Genomic DNA, 15957 nt, shown 5'->3' with positions numbered 1-15957 from the left:
CGCGGCATTAACCAACAGGCAGACAAGTGAAAAGGATTCGCTTGTCTGCCTGTTTGTCTACACCGGGCTGTTGTGTTGCGTCGCGCTGTGCGCCGGCTCCGGTCGCTTTTCGAGCGCGGGCATCAAGGTGAGGCGCGGTTCTTTGACGCGCGCGGTCGTGTGCTTGATGAGCAAACTGCGCGTTTGCAAATTGCGAAAGCCCAGGAGATCGAGCGCGCCGCGCAAACCGCTTTCGTACTCGCGCACGTTGCAATAGATCGGGCGCGGCGGCGCGGCGCGCAACAAGGCGAACGCGCCGAGGATCAACGTTTCGCCGTACTCTTCCGCTTGCGGATGCAACCAAAAGCGCAACCAGTACGCCGCCGAACTGCGCCGCACGCGCACCGCCCCGGCAATGTCGCCATCCACCGGCAGAATATAACCCGCCCCGCCGGACTGATCCCACCAGTCACCCAGTTTGCCGCCTTGCCCCTGGGGTGAAAGCATCCCTTCCGCGATTTGCACCGAGCGCGGCGCAAACTCGGCATAGAGACGCAACAGATCCCAGCCATCGCGCACGCGTTGATGACGCAAGGGCGCGGTCTTGGGCAGATTCGCCGGCAGCGCGTCGAGCCGAAACACGTCATCATGCGCGTACGCGATAAACCCGGCTTGGCGAAACACTTCTTCGACGCCATTGCCGCTCGTGACCTGCGCGAATAAACGCTGTCCGCCGCGACCGCCGATTTCCTTCGCGCATTCCGCGAGCAAACGATACCAAATCGAAACGATATCGCCGCCGCTATCGAGCGCGGGCGATATGAAAACGACATCCGCTTCGGGGCGACCGCCGCGCGCGCGCAACTGCAAAAAACCGAGAGGGCGCGCGCGCCGACTCGCCGACGCGTACTGCACAATCGTCTCGGCGGCGACGGAACTGAACGGTACATGCGCGGCGAGCGCGGCTTGGGTCGCACTGTGGGGCCACAGCACGGCGCGTTCCAAATCCAACTGGACGCCGCGCGCTTGCAGCCGTTGCACCGCGAGCAAATCGTTGAAGGATAACCAACTTGCCATCGCCAACATTTTACCGCAAGAGCGCACGCGTGACAAGTGACGCGCGCGGGCGCGGCGTGGTATAATCGCCATCACAAAGGAGACCACGATGGCTGGAAAACCGGAACGCCCTTTCAACACGCGCAAGTATCAAGGTCAACTCGAACGCGAATTGATCGTTGGCGGCATTCTCATCACGCTGATCGTCGGCGGTGGATTGATCGCGTTCTTTTGGGGCGGCAGCGCCCTCATCACTGCCCTGGGGTGTTTCGCGCTCACCGGCGGATTGATTGTCTTGCTGTGGTTGTTTTTCAAAGGACTGGAATGGATCGCGCGCGATTGAAAAGACGCGATTGCCAAAACGCGGCGGCTAGAGTAAAATCCGAACCATAGGGGTTACGGTGATTGATATTCTGACCGTGCTAACCAAAGTTCGCAAATATAATCCGCAGGCGGATCTCGGGCGCATTCAGCGCGCGTACGATCTCGCCGCGACCGCGCACGCCGGGCAAATGCGTTCGACCGGCGATCCGTACGTGACCCACTGCGTCGAGGTCGCCAACATTCTCGCCGACTTGTATCTCGACGAAGATACGTTGATTGCCGGTCTGCTGCACGACGTGCCCGAAGATACGTCGGTGACGTTGGAGACGATTCAGAAAGAGTTTGGCGACACGGTCGCCAAACGCGTGGACGGCGTGACGAAACTTTCCGAATTACGCCTGGGAATGGGCACGGAACAAACGCGCGCCGAATCGCTCCGCAAAATGTTTCTCGCCATGGCGGAAGATATTCGCATCGTCATCATCAAACTCGCGGATCGCCTACACAACATGCGAACGTTGTACGCGCGCCCCGTGGAAAAGCAACGCAAGATCGCGCGCGAGACGATGGAAATTTTCGCGCCGCTCGCCAACCGTCTCGGCATCTACCACCTACGCCGCGAACTCGAAGACCTCTCGCTGCGCTACATTGATCCCGCCAAGTACGAGGAAATCGAACACCTGCTCGCCGGCGACAAGGACGACCAGCAAGCGTACATCGCGCAAGCCATCACCATCCTGCGCGAACGTCTCGCCGAAGAAGGACTCGAATCGGTTGAAATCAGCGGACGCCCCAAACACATCTACAGCATCTACAACAAGATGGTGCGCAAGCGCCGCGACTTTAATCAGATTTACGACATCCGCGCGATTCGCATCATCGTGCGCGATTTGCGCGAGTGCTATCTCGTCCTGGGTGTGGTCCACAGTTTGTGGACGCCGATTCCCGGCGAGTTCGACGATTTCATCGCCAAAGCCAAAGACAACATGTACCAATCGCTGCACACCGCGGTGATCGGTCCGGCGGGCAAGCCGCTCGAAGTGCAGATTCGCACGGCGGAGATGCACGAGATCGCGGAATTCGGCGTGGCGGCGCACTGGCGTTACAAAGAACCCGGCGCCAAGCACAGCGCGGCGTTCGAAGAAAAAATCAACTGGATGCACCAGTTGATGGAATGGAAACAAGACATCGCGGACGCGCGCGTCTTTGTGGATTCGCTCAAGACCGACATTTTCCAAGATCAAGTTTACGTGTTCACGCCCAAGGGCGACATTATCGAAATGGCGGCGGGCGCAACGCCGATTGATTTTGCGTATCAGGTTCACACCGAGGTGGGCAATCGTTGTCGCGGCGCGAAGGTGAACGGCAAAATCGTCCCGCTCGATTACCGGCTCAAGCACGGCGAACGCGTCGAAATTCTCACCGCGAAAAAAGGCGGTCCCAGCCGCGATTGGCTCAATCCCAGTCTGGGTCTCGTCCGCACCGCGCGCGCGCGCGAAAAAATTCGCAACTGGTTCAAGCATCAAGAGCGCGCCGAGGCGATCTCGCTTGGGCGCGAATTGCTCGAACGCGAACTACGGCGCATCGGTTTCGATATTCGCAACACGAATTACGACGACGTCGCCAAGACGTTCAACTTTAAGAACGTAGACGATTTTCTCGAGGCGCTCGGTCACGCGGACTTGAGCATCACGACCGTGAGCGTCAAACTGCTCGACGCCGAACGCGCCAAGCACGCCCCGCCGGTCGAGCCGTTGCCGACGCGCGCGCCCCTGATCGCGAAACCGCCAGAAACAAAAATCGCGTTCGACGGCGTCGGCAACCTGCTGCATCACCTTGCCCGTTGTTGCAATCCGCTGCCGGGCGATGAAGTGATCGGCTTTATCACGCGCGGACGTGGCATCACGATCCATCGTCGCGATTGCAAGAACATGTTGAACATGGATTTGGAACGCGAGCGCGTGATCACGGTGGACTGGCACAAATCGGACAAAGCGATCTATCCGGTCGGCGTGCAGATTCGCGCGTTTGATCGCGCGGGTTTGTTGCACGATATTTCCGGCGTCGTCGCAGAGAACGGCGTCAACATGAGTTCGGCGAATGTCATGACGAGCAAGGATCACATCGCGAACATTACCGCGACGTTGGAGATTTCGAGCGCGGACCAACTGACGCGCATCCTCGCGAAAATTGACCGCGTGCCAAACGTCATCGAAGCGCGGCGCGTGACAGGATAAACCAAGACCCGAAGGGTCGCTTGTGCGGAAACCCTTCGGGTCTTGCTTTAGGAATCACAAAACCAGGTTTCTTTGGAAATCTGGTTTTTTGTTTGCGCCGAGTGAATGCCTGAGAATGGCAACGCGCATCGCACCATACTGAAAGCCATGCGCGAGTTTTTATCAGACCTGCCGTGAGCAGGTCTTTTTTTGCGACAATTTGACGATGATTTGATGGTAGGCGGGTATGCTATGTACGCAAGCAGGAGGAGGGAATGGTGCAACTACACGGGCTGGCATTTCCGCTCAAGATGATTCGCGTCTTGCCGCGTGCAATTCCGCACGATTGGTCATATTCCATCGCGGGCAAACGCGATTTGCGGATAGACCTCTTACGCGGATTGGCTGTTTTTATGATGGTCGTCAATCACTTTGGCGGCGCGTCGTGGCTTTTCCTCGTTACCGGCGGCGATGCTTTCTTCGTGTCGGCGGCGGAAGCATTCGTGTTCATTTCCGGTCTGACAATGGGCATGGTTTATAGTGGAATCGCGTTGGAAGAAGGATTGCGCGCGGCGCAGGGCAAGGCGATCAGACGGGCATGGACACTCTACAAACTTACGGTGGTGTTGACGTTGTTGCTCGCTAACGTTTCATTTCTCTTCCGCTTGCCCTGGGTCAACGCGGCGGCGATGGATAATCCCTTTACGTTTACCCTGAATGTGCTCCTGCTCCGGCAGACGATGTATTTGTCCGATGTGATGTTGTTGTACACCTTTCTGATGCTCGCCACGCCGCTTGCCTTGTGGTTGTTACATCAACGTCACACGCTTGTGTTGGTCAGCGGATCGAGCGTGCTGTGGCTAACGTTTCAAATCGGGCACGCGCAAATCCCCTGGCAGATCGTGGATAACCCGACATTCAATTTCGCGGCATGGCAACTGGTCTTTTTTATCGCGATGACGCTGGGTTATCATCGCGAAAAAATCAAACGGATGTTGATCGGCTTGCCACGCGCACCAGTGCTCATTCTGCTTGGCACGTTCGCGTTGCTGTTACTCGGCTTGCACCGGGAACTGGATGCGGATTCTGCCATGTCCGTGCTCTTTGTCAAAAGCGCGGTTGCGCCGGGACGACTGGGCGCAGGTTTTATTTTGTTTTCGTTCGCGTACCTCACGGCGACCTTGGGGTGGAAACCGATTTGGTCGGCGCTGGGTTGGCTGTTGATGCCACTCGGGCAGAACGCGCTCTACGCGTACACGATCCACGTTGGCGTGATCGCAATGTGGTACATCGCGCGGATGGTACTGCCGGCGGGAGTGAGTATGAACGCCGAGGTCAACACGAGCGTGCAGTTGACCGCGGTATTACTGATTTGGGCAATGATCCAAAAGAGATTTCTGTTTAAGCACATCCCGCGTTGACCAATCCCGCGCGAAACAAGCGCAAGTCTTGCTTCGCGATTTACTAAAAGCCAGAGAGTTTTTGCTCTCTGGCTCATTTTATTTTGGCGAGCGCGGTCGTCACCGCGTCCTGGTCACTCCACGAAAATTCGGTCGCGCCGAAACACATCGAACGTTCATGTCCCTTGCCGCAGACGATCACCACATCACCCGCACGCGCGCTTTGAATCGCGAACGCAATCGCGTCCCCGCGCTCCTCGATGATGAAATAATCCTCGCGTTCGCGTCGTCCCGCGCGTTGCAACCCTTCCGCGATTTGCGCGTTGATCGCCGCGAGCGATTCGGTGCGCGGGTCTTCAGCAGTGACGATGATCTTGTCCGCGAGTTTCCCCGCGACCTCGCCCATCATCGCGCGCTTTGCCACATCGCGCAGTCCCGCGCAACCGAACACGACGATCACGCGTCCGCGCGCAAACTCGCGCACAGTATCGAGCGCGACGTGCAACGCGTTCGGCGTGTGCGCGAAATCCACAATCACCGTAAATGGCGCATCCTGCATCACTTGCATTCTGCCGAGTACGCCACTCACGCGCGCGATTCCCTCGCGCATCGCGTCGAACGGCACGCGCCGCGCGATGCCGATGCCAATCGCCGCGAGAATGTTCGACACGTTGAATCGCCCGATGAGGGGAGTGGTAATTGGTAATTCGCCAAATGGCGTATCAACCACAAACCGCAAACCGCGCGTATCGTGAAGAATATCGCGCGCAATTACGAATTGCAAATTACGAATTGCAAATTGCAAATTTGCGCTGTAGATGATTCGTTCCTCTGCCGGAATCGCGCGCAAAAAATCGAACGCGCCGCGTGCGTTGTCGTCCGCGTTCAACACCGCGACCTTCGCCGTGCGCGGTTTGCGGTACGCGGTTGCGAGCGCGCGAAACAACATCGCTTTCGCGTCGCGATAATTTTCCCAGGTCTGGTGATAATACAAGTGCTCGTGCGTAATGTTCGTCACCGCGGCGATGTCGAACTCGACCGCGTCGAGGCGACGTTGCGCCAGTCCTTCGGAGGTCGCTTCGATGATCGCGTACTGCATCCCCGCATCCACCATCTGCGCGAGATAGTGTTGCACGTCCGACGCGTCCGGCGTCGTCGTGTGCAAGCCGGTGTCCAACTCGGCGTCGCCAATCGTCGCGCCCACGGTCGTGATCGCGCCGACCTGGTGTCCCGCCGCGCGCAAGATGGACGCGGCGAGCGCGCACGTCGTCGTCTTGCCATCCGTGCCGGTTACGCCGATCACGCGTAATTTGCGCGATGGAAAATCGTGCCACGCGGCGCAGAGGTGTGCGAGCGCAGAGCGAGCGTTGGGGACAAGAATTAGATTGGTAGTTGGTAATTGGGGATTGGGGATTGGGGATTCGGCGACGATGGCGACCGCGCCGCGTTGAATCGCGTCGGGAATGAAACGCGCGCCGTCCACATTCACGCCGGGAATCGCGACGAAAAGCGCGCCGGGAATGACGGCGCGCGAATCGCAAGTGATCGCGGTGATTTCAATATCGCGTTCGTCTTGAATGGCTTGCGCGGGCAGCGCGCGAAGAAGAGAAAGGAGATTCATCGCACGCCCCACCGCTCGATATTCCAAAAATCGCCGGCGAACGAGCTGGGCGCGAACCCAGCCACCCGCTCGCCGACCAGCCAATATCGTTTCGGTGCGAACAAGAACGCGGCGGGCGCGTCGCCAATGAGCACGCGGTTGATCTCGTTCGTGATAGCGGCGCGCGCACTGGACTCGCACGCATTGACGCGTAACGAATCTTTCAAAAGCGCATCCACACGCGCGCTCGTGTACGAGCCGATGTTCAGCCCGTTCCCCTTTTCGTTTTGATTCGACTGCCAGTACCAATGTTGATCGGGATCGAGCGGAATTTTGCGCGAGACGAGCAACAAGTCAAAGCGATGATCGAACGCGCGCGTCATCCAGCCCGCGCGATCGTTCAACTGCAAAACGATTTGGATGCCAACCGCCGCGAGTTGTTCGCGCAGACGAAACGCGACCGGTTCCAGGATCGGGTGATCGGCTTCGGTCCACAGTTCGAGGCGCAGTGGTTTGCCATTCTTGCGAACAAGTCCGTCACTCCCGTTTGTCCATCCCGCCTCGGCAAGCATCTGCTTGGCTTTAGCCGGATCGAACGCATAGCGCGGCAGAGATGTCGTTTGCGCCCAGAATCCCGGCAAAACCAACGCGTCGAGCACGCGTCCTTGTCCACTGACATCATTTAACAACACGTTGCGATCCATCGCGTAATTCAATGCTTGCCGCACGCGCGCATCGTTCAGCCCAACCGTCTCGGTGTTGAAAACAAGCATCACACTTTCGGGCGCGTCCACCGCCACGCGTCGCGCGTCCGCGATAGTCTTGATCGCGGCGAACTCGGTCGGCGCGGCGAACATCAGGTCAAGTTGTTTGGTGTTGAACGCGACGCGCAACGCGGTGGAATCGGTAAATATGCGAACGGTCACGCCATCAAGATGCGGCGCGCCGCGCCAATAATCCGGATTTCGTTCAAGTTTGATTTCGCCGTTCGTGCTCGCGACGAACTTGAGTGGACCCGTGCCGATCATTTGCGCGGGGGTGAGACGCGGAAAATTTGTCGCGCGTGCAACCGCGCGCGGCACAATCGGCAATGTGCCGACGCTCGTCAATGCCGGACAATAACCTTCGCCGAACGTGATTTGCACGGTCGCATCGTCAAGCGCGATCACGCGCGGATTGACGCCGAAATCGGTGACGGGCGTACCGCGAAAATTCGGCGACGCAAACGCGTTGATTGCCGTCACCACATCGTCGGCGGTGAACGCGTCGCCAGTGTGCCACCGCACATTTTGACGCAATCGAAAAGTAAACGTCGTCGCATCCTCCGAAACCTGGAACGATTTGGCGAGCGCGGGTTCGAGCGCGCCGGTCGTCGCGTTGACTTGCAACAGCGAATCGAAAACCGTTTCTTGTACGATGCCCGGCATCACATTGAGTTCGAGTGTCATTTTGCCGACCACACCGATCGCGAGCGTGCCGCCATCCGGCAATTCGGGTGTAGGTGTTGGCAAGATCGCGGTGGGCGCAATCGCTTTGCGAACCTGGGTCGGCGCGGGCGTTGGTGTATCTTCGACACGCGGAATCGTGATCGAAGCGCACGCGGTCAGCGCGAGTAGCAATACAAGGAAAAGAGGGAAATGAAGGAAATGAAGGAATTCCCTTATTTCCCTTAGTTCCCTCTTTTCCCTTATTTCCTTCATTACCCTTATTTCCATTTTTCCAAAATACTCACTCATCAACTTCACACCGCAACATATCGTCAATCGTCTCACGCCGGCGAATCACACGCACGTTGCCATCGCGCACCGCGATCACCGCCGGACGCGGGATCAGGTTGTAATTGCTTGACATCGGAATTTGATACGCGCCCGCGCACGGAATCGCGAGCAGATCGCCGGCGGCGACGCACGGTAAATCTACATTCTCGATGAGCAGGTCGCCTTGCTCGCAGTACCGCCCGGCAATCGCAACGCGTTGCGTCGGCGCGTCGTTCATCTTGTTCGCGACTCGCGCGGTGTACTGCGCGCCGTACAACGCGGGACGCACATTGTCGCCCATCCCGCCATCCACCGCGACGTACGTGCGGACGCCGGCGATTTCCTTGATCGAGCCAATCGTGTACAGCGCGACCGCGGATTGCGCGACCAACGCTCTCCCAGGTTCAAAAAGCAATTGGGGATTTTCGATTTTCGACACCTGCCCTTGCGGGCGGTGCAAGGGTTTTCGATTTTCGATTTCGGATACGATTGCTTCGGCGACGGTTGCAACCGCAAGCGATGATTGCGCGTCAGAGTACGGCACGCCCCAACCGCCGCCGAGGTCTATCTCGCGCAGTTCGACGCCGACCGCATCGCGTAGTTCGTCCGCGAAATCGAACACGGCGCGCACCGCATCGCGATACGGTTCGAGTTCGAACACTTGCGAACCAATGTGAACGTGCAAGCCGACGAGTTGCACGCGCGGCGCGAGCGCGGCAACGCGGTGAACCGCCTGCATCGCCGCGCCGGTCTGCATCGGCAAACCAAATTTCGATTCGGCAATGCCGGTCGCCATGTAACGATGCGTGTGCGGATCAATCGCGGGCGCGAGACGCAAGAGCACCTGGGGCATCACGTTCATCGCGTCGGCGATCTGCGCGAGCAATTCGATCTCGTCGAGATTGTCAACGACCACGTGCGTCACGCCGAGTGCAAACGCGGCGCGAATTTCGGCCAGCGTCTTGTTGTTGCCGTGCAAATAAATTCTCTCCGGGTCGAGTCCCACGCGCCGCGCGATTTCTAATTCGCCTTCGGAGGTCACGTCAATGCCGAGATCCGCTTCTTTGAAAATGCGCGCGAGGTACGGCGAATAGTACGCCTTGGTCGCGTACAGGATCAGTGAATTGCGCCAGCGCGCGCGAAACGCGTCGCGCAATTCCGCGGCGCGCGTTCGCAAATGCGCGTCATCGTACACATAGAGCGGCGTGCCGAATTCGCGCGCCAGGGCGATGGCATCGCAGCCGGCGATTTCGAGATGGTTGCGCGCGTTGACGCGCGCGTGCATAGAAAAAAGATCGAGATTCATGTCTGCATTTCTCTACGTTTGGGAATGCCGCGACTCTAGCACAGGTATTGCAAGTTGGCAAACGCGATAGACCCGAAGAGTTTCCGCCGCAGGCGAACCCTTCGGGTCTTTCTTGACGTTATGGCGGCATGACGCTATAATGCCATCGAGGGAGAACACGATGAAACGCACGCAAATCTATCTCAGCGACGACCTGTACGAAACCTTGCGCCGCACCGCGTTCGAGCAACGCAAGTCCATCGCGCAAATCGCGCGCGAGGCGCTCGAAACGCACCTCGGCGAACCGCGCGTCGCGCGCGAGCAAACCGCGACGTACGCACCGCGCGCGTTGCCAACGAGAACACGTCGCGCGAAAAAAATCGTTAGCAAGAAAACGCCCCGCCGTGTCACGCGCGAGTTAAAAGACAATCCGCTTTATCAAATGATCGGCATCGCCAATAGCGGTCTTGGCGATTTGGCGGAGAACCACGATTATTATTTGCTTGAATACGAAAAAAGGAAACGCAAATGATCTTTGTGGATTCCAGTGTTTGGATTGCAATCATTGATGAAACAGACCGCCATCATCAAGAGGCGCGCGAGTCTTATATTGACGTGATCCAGAGCACATCGCCCGTCGTCACATCGCAATTTATTTTAGCAGAAACGTATACCCACCTTCGCTATTCTGTCGGGCATCACAAAGCCGTACATTTTCATCGTCTCGTGATCGAAGCGCAAGAAAAAAAGTTGCTCCGTATATCGTGGGCTGACCAAACCATCTTTGACGCGGCATGGCGTATGTTCGAAAAATACGCTGACCAAAATTTTTCATTCGTTGACTGCACGAGTTTCGCATTGATGCGCGCACATAAAATCAAAACCGCGTTCGCGTTCGACGACGACTTTCGCGTGATGGGATTCGAGGTCAAGCCATGATTGTTCCCGACCTGCACACCGCGCTCGACCACCACTTTGGCTTTGCCGCGTTTCGCGCCGGGCAACACGACGCGCTCGACGCGACGCTCTCCGCACGCGACGCGCTCGTCGTGATGCCGACCGGTTCCGGCAAATCGCTCTGCTTTCAACTCTCCGCGCTTTTGCTTGCCGACACCACGCTCGTCATTTCCCCACTCGTCGCGTTGATGAAGGACCAGGTGGACGCGCTCGTCGCGCGCGGCAAACGCGCGACCTATATCAACAGCACGCTCTCCGCCGAGGAACAACAAAACAAACTGAACATTCTCGCGCGCGGGTGGTACAAGATCGTCTACGTCGCGCCGGAGCGATTACGCAACGCGGCGTTTCTCGACGCGCTCAAGCACACGCGCGTCGCCCTGCTCGCGGTGGACGAGGCGCATTGCATTTCGCAGTGGGGTCACGATTTTCGCCCGGACTATTTGCGGCTTCGCGAATTCGCCGACGCGCTAAATCGCCCGCCGATGATCGCGTTGACCGCGACCGCGACGCCCCAAGTGCAAACCGACATTATCGCGCAACTCGGTTTGCGCGCACCCATCAAGATCGTCACCGGATTCAATCGTCCGAATCTCGCGTTGCGCGTGCGCTACACGCCGGACGATGACGCGAAACGCCGCGAGCTTGCCGCGCTACTGCGCGAGCATACCGGGAGCGCGATCATCTACGCCGGCACGCGCCGCGGGACCGAAGAGATCAGCGCGTTTTGCGGCGAGGTCACACGCGCGCCCGCGGCGTTCTATCACGCGGGCATGGCGGACGACGAACGCACGCGCGTGCAAGACGCGTTTATGCGCGACAAGATCAAAATCATTGTTGCGACGAACGCGTTCGGGATGGGCGTGGACAAGCCGGACATTCGCGCGGTGATTCATTACGCGATTCCCAGCACGGTCGAGGCGTACTATCAAGAGATCGGTCGCGCGGGACGCGATGGCGAACCGGCGCGCGTCGTTCTGCTCTATTCACCGAAAGACCGCGAACTGCAAGAATGGTTCATCGAGAACGACGCGCCCGAGCCACGCCAGGTCGCGCACTTGTATCAAATTCTCCAACGCGCCAAGAACTGGGTCTCGCCCGGTTATTTGCAGCGCGCGACCAACTTGAATGATTCGAAATTGCAACTCGCGTTGCGCCAACTCGAACTTGCCGGCGCGCTCAAACGTTTGGGCGATGCGCGCGGCTTGATCGGCGTCGAGGTCACGCCCAACGTGACGCTCAACCTGGCAGAGAGCGAAGCCGAAACCGAAAAGCGCCGCGCACACCGGCGCAAACTGCTCGCGCAGATAATCGCGTACGCGGAGACGAATCAATGCCGCCGGCAATTTATTCTCCGCTACTTTGGCGACGCGGGCAACGCGGACGCGCCGGACTGTTGCGACAATCATCGCGCGGCGACGACCGCGCCGACGCGGCGCGCGGAGAGCGCGGAGGAGTGGGTCCCACTCGTGATTCTCGAAACCGCGCGCACGTTGCAACGCCAGGTCGGCACGCAGAAACTCGCGCAAATTTTGCACGGCTCGCACGCGCAGGAAATTCTCCAATTCGGATACACGCGCCATAAATTCTACGGTAAACTCGCAGATTATCGCGTCGGCGAAATCGAAAACGTGATCGAGCAATTGCTGAAGCAAGGTTATTTGAAAACGATTGGCGGCAAATATCCGGTCGCGCAGATCACGCCGTTGGGTGAAGAGACGGTCAACACGCGCGCCGCGATTGCAATCGAGTTGCCGCGCGCGCCATCGCCGACCGCGCGCGCCGAGACGCATCACACGCGCCAAGCCGGCGGCACGGTCGCGCGTACGCTCGCGCTCGTACAGCAAGGCAAGTTGCCGGCAGAGATCGCGCAAGAACGCGATTTGGCGATCAGTACGATTTACGGACATCTCGAACAACTCGTCACGGAGGGCAAGGTTCTCGCGGACCAACTGGTGCCGGCAGATGTGCGCGAACAGATTTGCGCGGGCATGCGCGAGTGGAATGGACAATGGCTTTCGGATCTCAAAGCGCGATTGCCCGCCGCCATCACGTACGAACAGATTCGCTTGGTCGTCGCGGCGGAAAAGAAAAAGTAGGGCAAGTTTCCAACTTGCGATTGATGGCAAGTTAGAAACTTGCCCCACCACTTTTGAACATCTGTGCTATTTGTGATAGAATGCGAGCAACTGAAATCAACCCACGGAGGATACGATGCGTGAAGTGTTTGTGGCGATCGCGCAATTCCATCCACGTCTCGGCGAGCCGGATAAAAACCTGACGCGCATCGGCGAGATCGTGGACCACATCTGCGCCGCGCAAAAAGTCAACCTGATCGTGTTGCCGGAACTCGCGACGACCGGCTACGAGTGCGGCGTCAAATTCACCGAACTCGCGGAGCAAATCCCAGGATTCACGATTGAGGACCTGGGCGCGCGCGCGGAACGGTACCAGACCTACATCGCGTTCGGCATGGTCATCAAGCACAAGGTCGAGAGCGTCGTCTACGACGGCGCGGTGCTCATTGATCCGAACGGCGAAGTCACGGGACAGTACCACAAAGTCCACTTGAAACCGGAAGAACGTCCGATTTTTCGCGGCGGCTATAAATTTCCGGTGTTCGAAACCTCGTTCGGCATGGTTGGCATGTTGCTCGGCTGGGACGTTGCGTTTCCCGAAGCGACGCGGTCGCTCGCGCTCGACAACGCCGAGTTGATCGTCGTGCCGGCGAATTGGGAGAACGCGACGATTGAAGAGTGGAAGACGTACATCAAAACGCGCGCGCTCGAAAATTCGGTGTTCGTCGCGGGCGCGAATCGCATCGGCGACGAGTACACGTACGCGTTCGGCGGCGAGAGTGTCGTGATGGGTCCGCGCGGCGAGACGTACGCGCACGTCGGTCGCGACGAGAATGATCGTCCGAAAGAAGCGTACGCGATTGCGAAAATTGATCTCGACCACGTAAAAAAATATCGCGAGGAATTGCAAACGATGCAGAGCCGTCAGCCGGCGACGTATCGCGCGGTAGTGCGAAATTATTAGTTGGGTAGTTCGATAGTTTGATAGTGCGATAGTGCGCGTGAATGTGTCATTGCGAGGAGCGCAGTTTGCGACGAAGCAACCCCCACGTCGTTCTGGAGTTTAGTTGCTTGGGGATTGCTTCGGGCAAAAATCGCCCTCGCAATGACAACTCCGTTTTGCGAACACCACAATGCCCAAACCGATCACGACGAACATGTTTTGGGGAGATCAATCCATGAACCGCATCACAATTACTTTGCTGATCGTTCTGCTCGCCGCGTGCGCGCCGACGCCAACCGCGACACCTGTTCCGCCGACCGCGACCCAGGTTCCACCAACCGCGACGCGCGTGCCACCGACCGCGACCCAGGTTCCGCCAACCGCGACGACTGTACCCACTGTCGCGCCAACTGCGACCCAGGTTTCACCGACTGTGACGCGCGTCGTCACGCCGACGACCGTCGCGGCGGCATCGCCCGCGCCAACGTTCGCGCCAAACGCGGTGTGCGCGACGCAAGGCACGCTCGAAGAATTGATCGCGTGCGTCGTGGCGAAAATGCCACGGCGCGACACGCAAGGATTTAGCGTACCGAGCGACACGGCGTTGAGCGACTGGAAACAAGTCGCGGCGCAAATGTTGGCGGGCAAGTGCGACGACATCAAATTGCCGGCGCTGCTCGACAAAATTTATTCGGTGGCGACATTCAAAGACAAAGCGAACAACGCGAGTTACTGTGTCGCGCTCGAAGTGCTCGACGAGAACAGCAACGGCACGATTGATCGCGGCTGGGGCACGTTCATCGTCAACAACAAACCCGCGCGCGAGTTGAACATTCAAGCGCCGCACCCACTTGCGGATATTGACACCGACAAAGAAGCCATCGGCGTTTTCAAAGGGACGAACGCGCGCACGTATTTGCTCGCCGGTTCCCATCGCGATGCGAACACCAAGCGAAGCGCCTGCTCGAACACGAGTGAAGGCGAAGCGGATGCAACGCACAACGCGGCAAATTTTTTCCAAGCCACGAGTGAAGCGTTGTTCGATTTCTACACGCCCGCGAAATCCGATTGGGTCGCGATTCAATTTCACGGGATGGCGGCGTCCACCTGTCCGAACGTGGATGCGTTTATGAGTTACGGCGTCCAGGTCGCGCCCAAGCCCGGCGACAAAATGCTCGAACTGCGCGCAAACGTGCTCAAGCGCCAACCGAAATGGACTGTGACGGTTTTTGGCGAACAACCGCCGTGCACGCTCTACGCGACCGAGAACGTCACCGGACGATTGCTCAACAACGTACCCGCGAATCAGGTCTGCCAGTTGCCGGCGTCGAGTTACACCGGCAAGTTCATTCACATCGAACAAAAAATCGCGTTGCGGAGCGCGGTTGCGGACTGGGTCGCGGCGATCAATGAGACGTGGAAGTAGTTGGGTGGTTGGGTAGTTAGATAGTTCACCCAACTACCCAATCACCAAACAACCAATATGGGCAAAGACAAATTCACCATCATGCCGTTTTCGCGCGAGCGCGCGGTGATTGTGGACGCGCTCGCGGTCGGCGCGCAACGACACATCGTTCACGGCTTGGTCGAGATAGATGTGACGCGCGTCCGCGCGTGGATGCGCGATCACAAAACCGAGACAGGCGAATCGTTTTCGTTTACCGCGTTTCTCGTCGCGTGCCTCGCACAGACAATCGTCGAACACAAGTACGTGCAGGCGTATCGCGATTGGCGCAATCGCCTCATCGTGTTCGACGACGTGGATGTCGTGACGTTGATCGAAGCAAAAGCCGGCGGCGTCGCGATTCCGCACATCGTCCGCGCGGCGAATCGCAAATCGTTCCGCGCGATTCACGACGAACTGCGCGCGGTGCAACAGCGTCCGGCGCGCAGCGCACAACGCTCGGGGCGATTGATGCGCCTGGGTCTGTACGTCCCCAGTTTTCTCCGGCGCTGGTTCTTTCAAATCGCTGCGCGCAATCCACAGTGGCTCAAGCGAACCTCGGGCACGACCCTGGTCACTTCGATTGGAATGTTCGCGCGTACTACCGGCTGGGGCATTGGGATCGTGCCGTTGCACACGCTCGCGTTGACGGTCGGCAGTGTATCGGCAAAGCCAGGTATCGTAGAGGGACGAATCGAAGCGCGCGAGTACCTCGACGTGACGTTGAGTTTCGATCACGATATTGTGGACGGCGCGCCCGCCGCGCGATTCGCGCGCGCGTTCGGCGAACGCGTCGAGCGCGCGGACGGATTGGATTTATAGACATGCTCCGAAATCAGGATTTTTTCATCCACGAAGGACACGAAGGACACCAAACTGAAACAGTAAATTCGTGTTTCTTCGCGTCCTTCGTGGACA

Annotated in this window: 13 protein-coding genes; 9 read left to right on the top strand and 4 right to left on the bottom strand. The window is 58.4% G+C overall.

The annotated features are described in order from the left end of the window. Positions 1-57: 57 nt before the first annotated feature. Positions 58-1056 (bottom strand): hypothetical protein, encoded by a 999-nt coding sequence (locus tag HY868_27360; protein MBI5305877.1) that lies wholly within the window; start codon positions 1054-1056, stop codon positions 58-60. An 88-nt stretch (positions 1057-1144) separates the two neighbouring features. On the opposite strand from HY868_27360, the gene HY868_27355 reads away from it, so the two are divergent. The 3 genes from HY868_27355 to opgC all read left to right on the top strand — a co-directional run bounded on the left by HY868_27355 (position 1145) and on the right by opgC (position 4996). Next, positions 1145-1378: a hypothetical protein gene (locus tag HY868_27355; GenBank protein MBI5305876.1), complete on the top strand. Its 234-nt coding sequence runs from the start codon at positions 1145-1147 to the stop codon at positions 1376-1378. Between the two features lie 76 nt (positions 1379-1454). Further along, positions 1455-3596 (top strand): bifunctional (p)ppGpp synthetase/guanosine-3',5'-bis(diphosphate) 3'-pyrophosphohydrolase, encoded by a 2142-nt coding sequence (locus HY868_27350; protein MBI5305875.1) that lies wholly within the window; start codon positions 1455-1457, stop codon positions 3594-3596. Between the two features lie 254 nt (positions 3597-3850). Beyond that, positions 3851-4996: an OpgC domain-containing protein gene (gene opgC / locus HY868_27345; protein MBI5305874.1), complete on the top strand. Its 1146-nt coding sequence runs from the start codon at positions 3851-3853 to the stop codon at positions 4994-4996. 73 nt (positions 4997-5069) lie between these two features. Here opgC and HY868_27340 read toward each other — a convergent pair whose 3' ends face one another. The 3 genes from HY868_27340 to lysA form a co-directional block, all read right to left on the bottom strand. Then, positions 5070-6596: a UDP-N-acetylmuramoyl-L-alanyl-D-glutamate--2,6-diaminopimelate ligase gene (locus HY868_27340; protein ID MBI5305873.1), complete on the bottom strand. Its 1527-nt coding sequence runs from the start codon at positions 6594-6596 to the stop codon at positions 5070-5072. After that, positions 6593-8194 (bottom strand): hypothetical protein, encoded by a 1602-nt coding sequence (locus HY868_27335; protein ID MBI5305872.1) that lies wholly within the window; start codon positions 8192-8194, stop codon positions 6593-6595. Before HY868_27335 ends, HY868_27340 begins: the two co-directional genes overlap by 4 nt. 109 nt (positions 8195-8303) lie before the next feature. After that, positions 8304-9638: a diaminopimelate decarboxylase gene (gene lysA / locus HY868_27330; protein MBI5305871.1), complete on the bottom strand. Its 1335-nt coding sequence runs from the start codon at positions 9636-9638 to the stop codon at positions 8304-8306. Positions 9639-9798: 160 nt separating this feature from the next. Between lysA and HY868_27325 the strand changes: the two genes are divergently transcribed. The 6 genes from HY868_27325 (at position 9799) to HY868_27300 (ending at position 15861) form a co-directional block, all read left to right on the top strand. After that, on the top strand, positions 9799-10149 hold the full coding sequence (locus tag HY868_27325) for a ribbon-helix-helix protein, CopG family (GenBank protein MBI5305870.1): 351 nt from the start codon (positions 9799-9801) through the stop codon (positions 10147-10149). After that, positions 10146-10556, top strand: coding sequence for a PIN domain-containing protein (locus HY868_27320; GenBank protein MBI5305869.1), 411 nt, complete (start codon positions 10146-10148; stop codon positions 10554-10556). Before HY868_27325 ends, HY868_27320 begins: the two co-directional genes overlap by 4 nt. Then, complete coding sequence (locus tag HY868_27315; protein ID MBI5305868.1) at positions 10553-12673, top strand: RecQ family ATP-dependent DNA helicase; 2121 nt, start codon at positions 10553-10555, stop codon at positions 12671-12673. Before HY868_27320 ends, HY868_27315 begins: the two co-directional genes overlap by 4 nt. 115 nt (positions 12674-12788) lie before the next feature. Next, entirely contained in the window at positions 12789-13616 is an 828-nt protein-coding gene (locus HY868_27310) for a carbon-nitrogen hydrolase family protein (protein MBI5305867.1), read from the top strand. A gap of 214 nt (positions 13617-13830) precedes the next feature. Beyond that, entirely contained in the window at positions 13831-15021 is a 1191-nt protein-coding gene (locus HY868_27305; protein MBI5305866.1) for a hypothetical protein, read from the top strand. Positions 15022-15078: 57 nt separating this feature from the next. Next, positions 15079-15861: a 2-oxo acid dehydrogenase subunit E2 gene (locus HY868_27300; protein ID MBI5305865.1), complete on the top strand. Its 783-nt coding sequence runs from the start codon at positions 15079-15081 to the stop codon at positions 15859-15861. Positions 15862-15957 lie beyond the last annotated feature (96 nt).

It is taken from the genome of Chloroflexota bacterium (assembly GCA_016219275.1).
GTDB lineage: Bacteria > Chloroflexota > Anaerolineae > UBA4142 > UBA4142 > JACRBM01.
The sequence above is the reverse complement of the archived record's forward strand: the minus strand, read 5'-3'. Positions and strand labels throughout refer to the sequence as shown.

Bases quoted from the DNA above. Each gene is read 5' to 3' on its own strand.
- HY868_27325 (MBI5305870.1), top strand. From the start codon at position 9,799: ATGAAACGCACGCAAATCTATCTCAGCGACGACCTGTACGAAACCTTG.
- HY868_27310 (MBI5305867.1), top strand. From the start codon at position 12,789: ATGCGTGAAGTGTTTGTGGCGATCGCGCAATTCCATCCACGTCTCGGC.
- HY868_27340 (MBI5305873.1), bottom strand. From the start codon at position 6,596: ATGAATCTCCTTTCTCTTCTTCGCGCGCTGCCCGCGCAAGCCATTCAA.
- opgC (MBI5305874.1), top strand. From the start codon at position 3,851: ATGGTGCAACTACACGGGCTGGCATTTCCGCTCAAGATGATTCGCGTC.
- HY868_27320 (MBI5305869.1), top strand. From the start codon at position 10,146: ATGATCTTTGTGGATTCCAGTGTTTGGATTGCAATCATTGATGAAACA.
- HY868_27355 (MBI5305876.1), top strand. From the start codon at position 1,145: ATGGCTGGAAAACCGGAACGCCCTTTCAACACGCGCAAGTATCAAGGT.
- HY868_27300 (MBI5305865.1), top strand. From the start codon at position 15,079: ATGGGCAAAGACAAATTCACCATCATGCCGTTTTCGCGCGAGCGCGCG.
- lysA (MBI5305871.1), bottom strand. From the start codon at position 9,638: ATGAATCTCGATCTTTTTTCTATGCACGCGCGCGTCAACGCGCGCAAC.
- HY868_27315 (MBI5305868.1), top strand. From the start codon at position 10,553: ATGATTGTTCCCGACCTGCACACCGCGCTCGACCACCACTTTGGCTTT.
- HY868_27360 (MBI5305877.1), bottom strand. From the start codon at position 1,056: ATGGCAAGTTGGTTATCCTTCAACGATTTGCTCGCGGTGCAACGGCTG.
- HY868_27305 (MBI5305866.1), top strand. From the start codon at position 13,831: ATGAACCGCATCACAATTACTTTGCTGATCGTTCTGCTCGCCGCGTGC.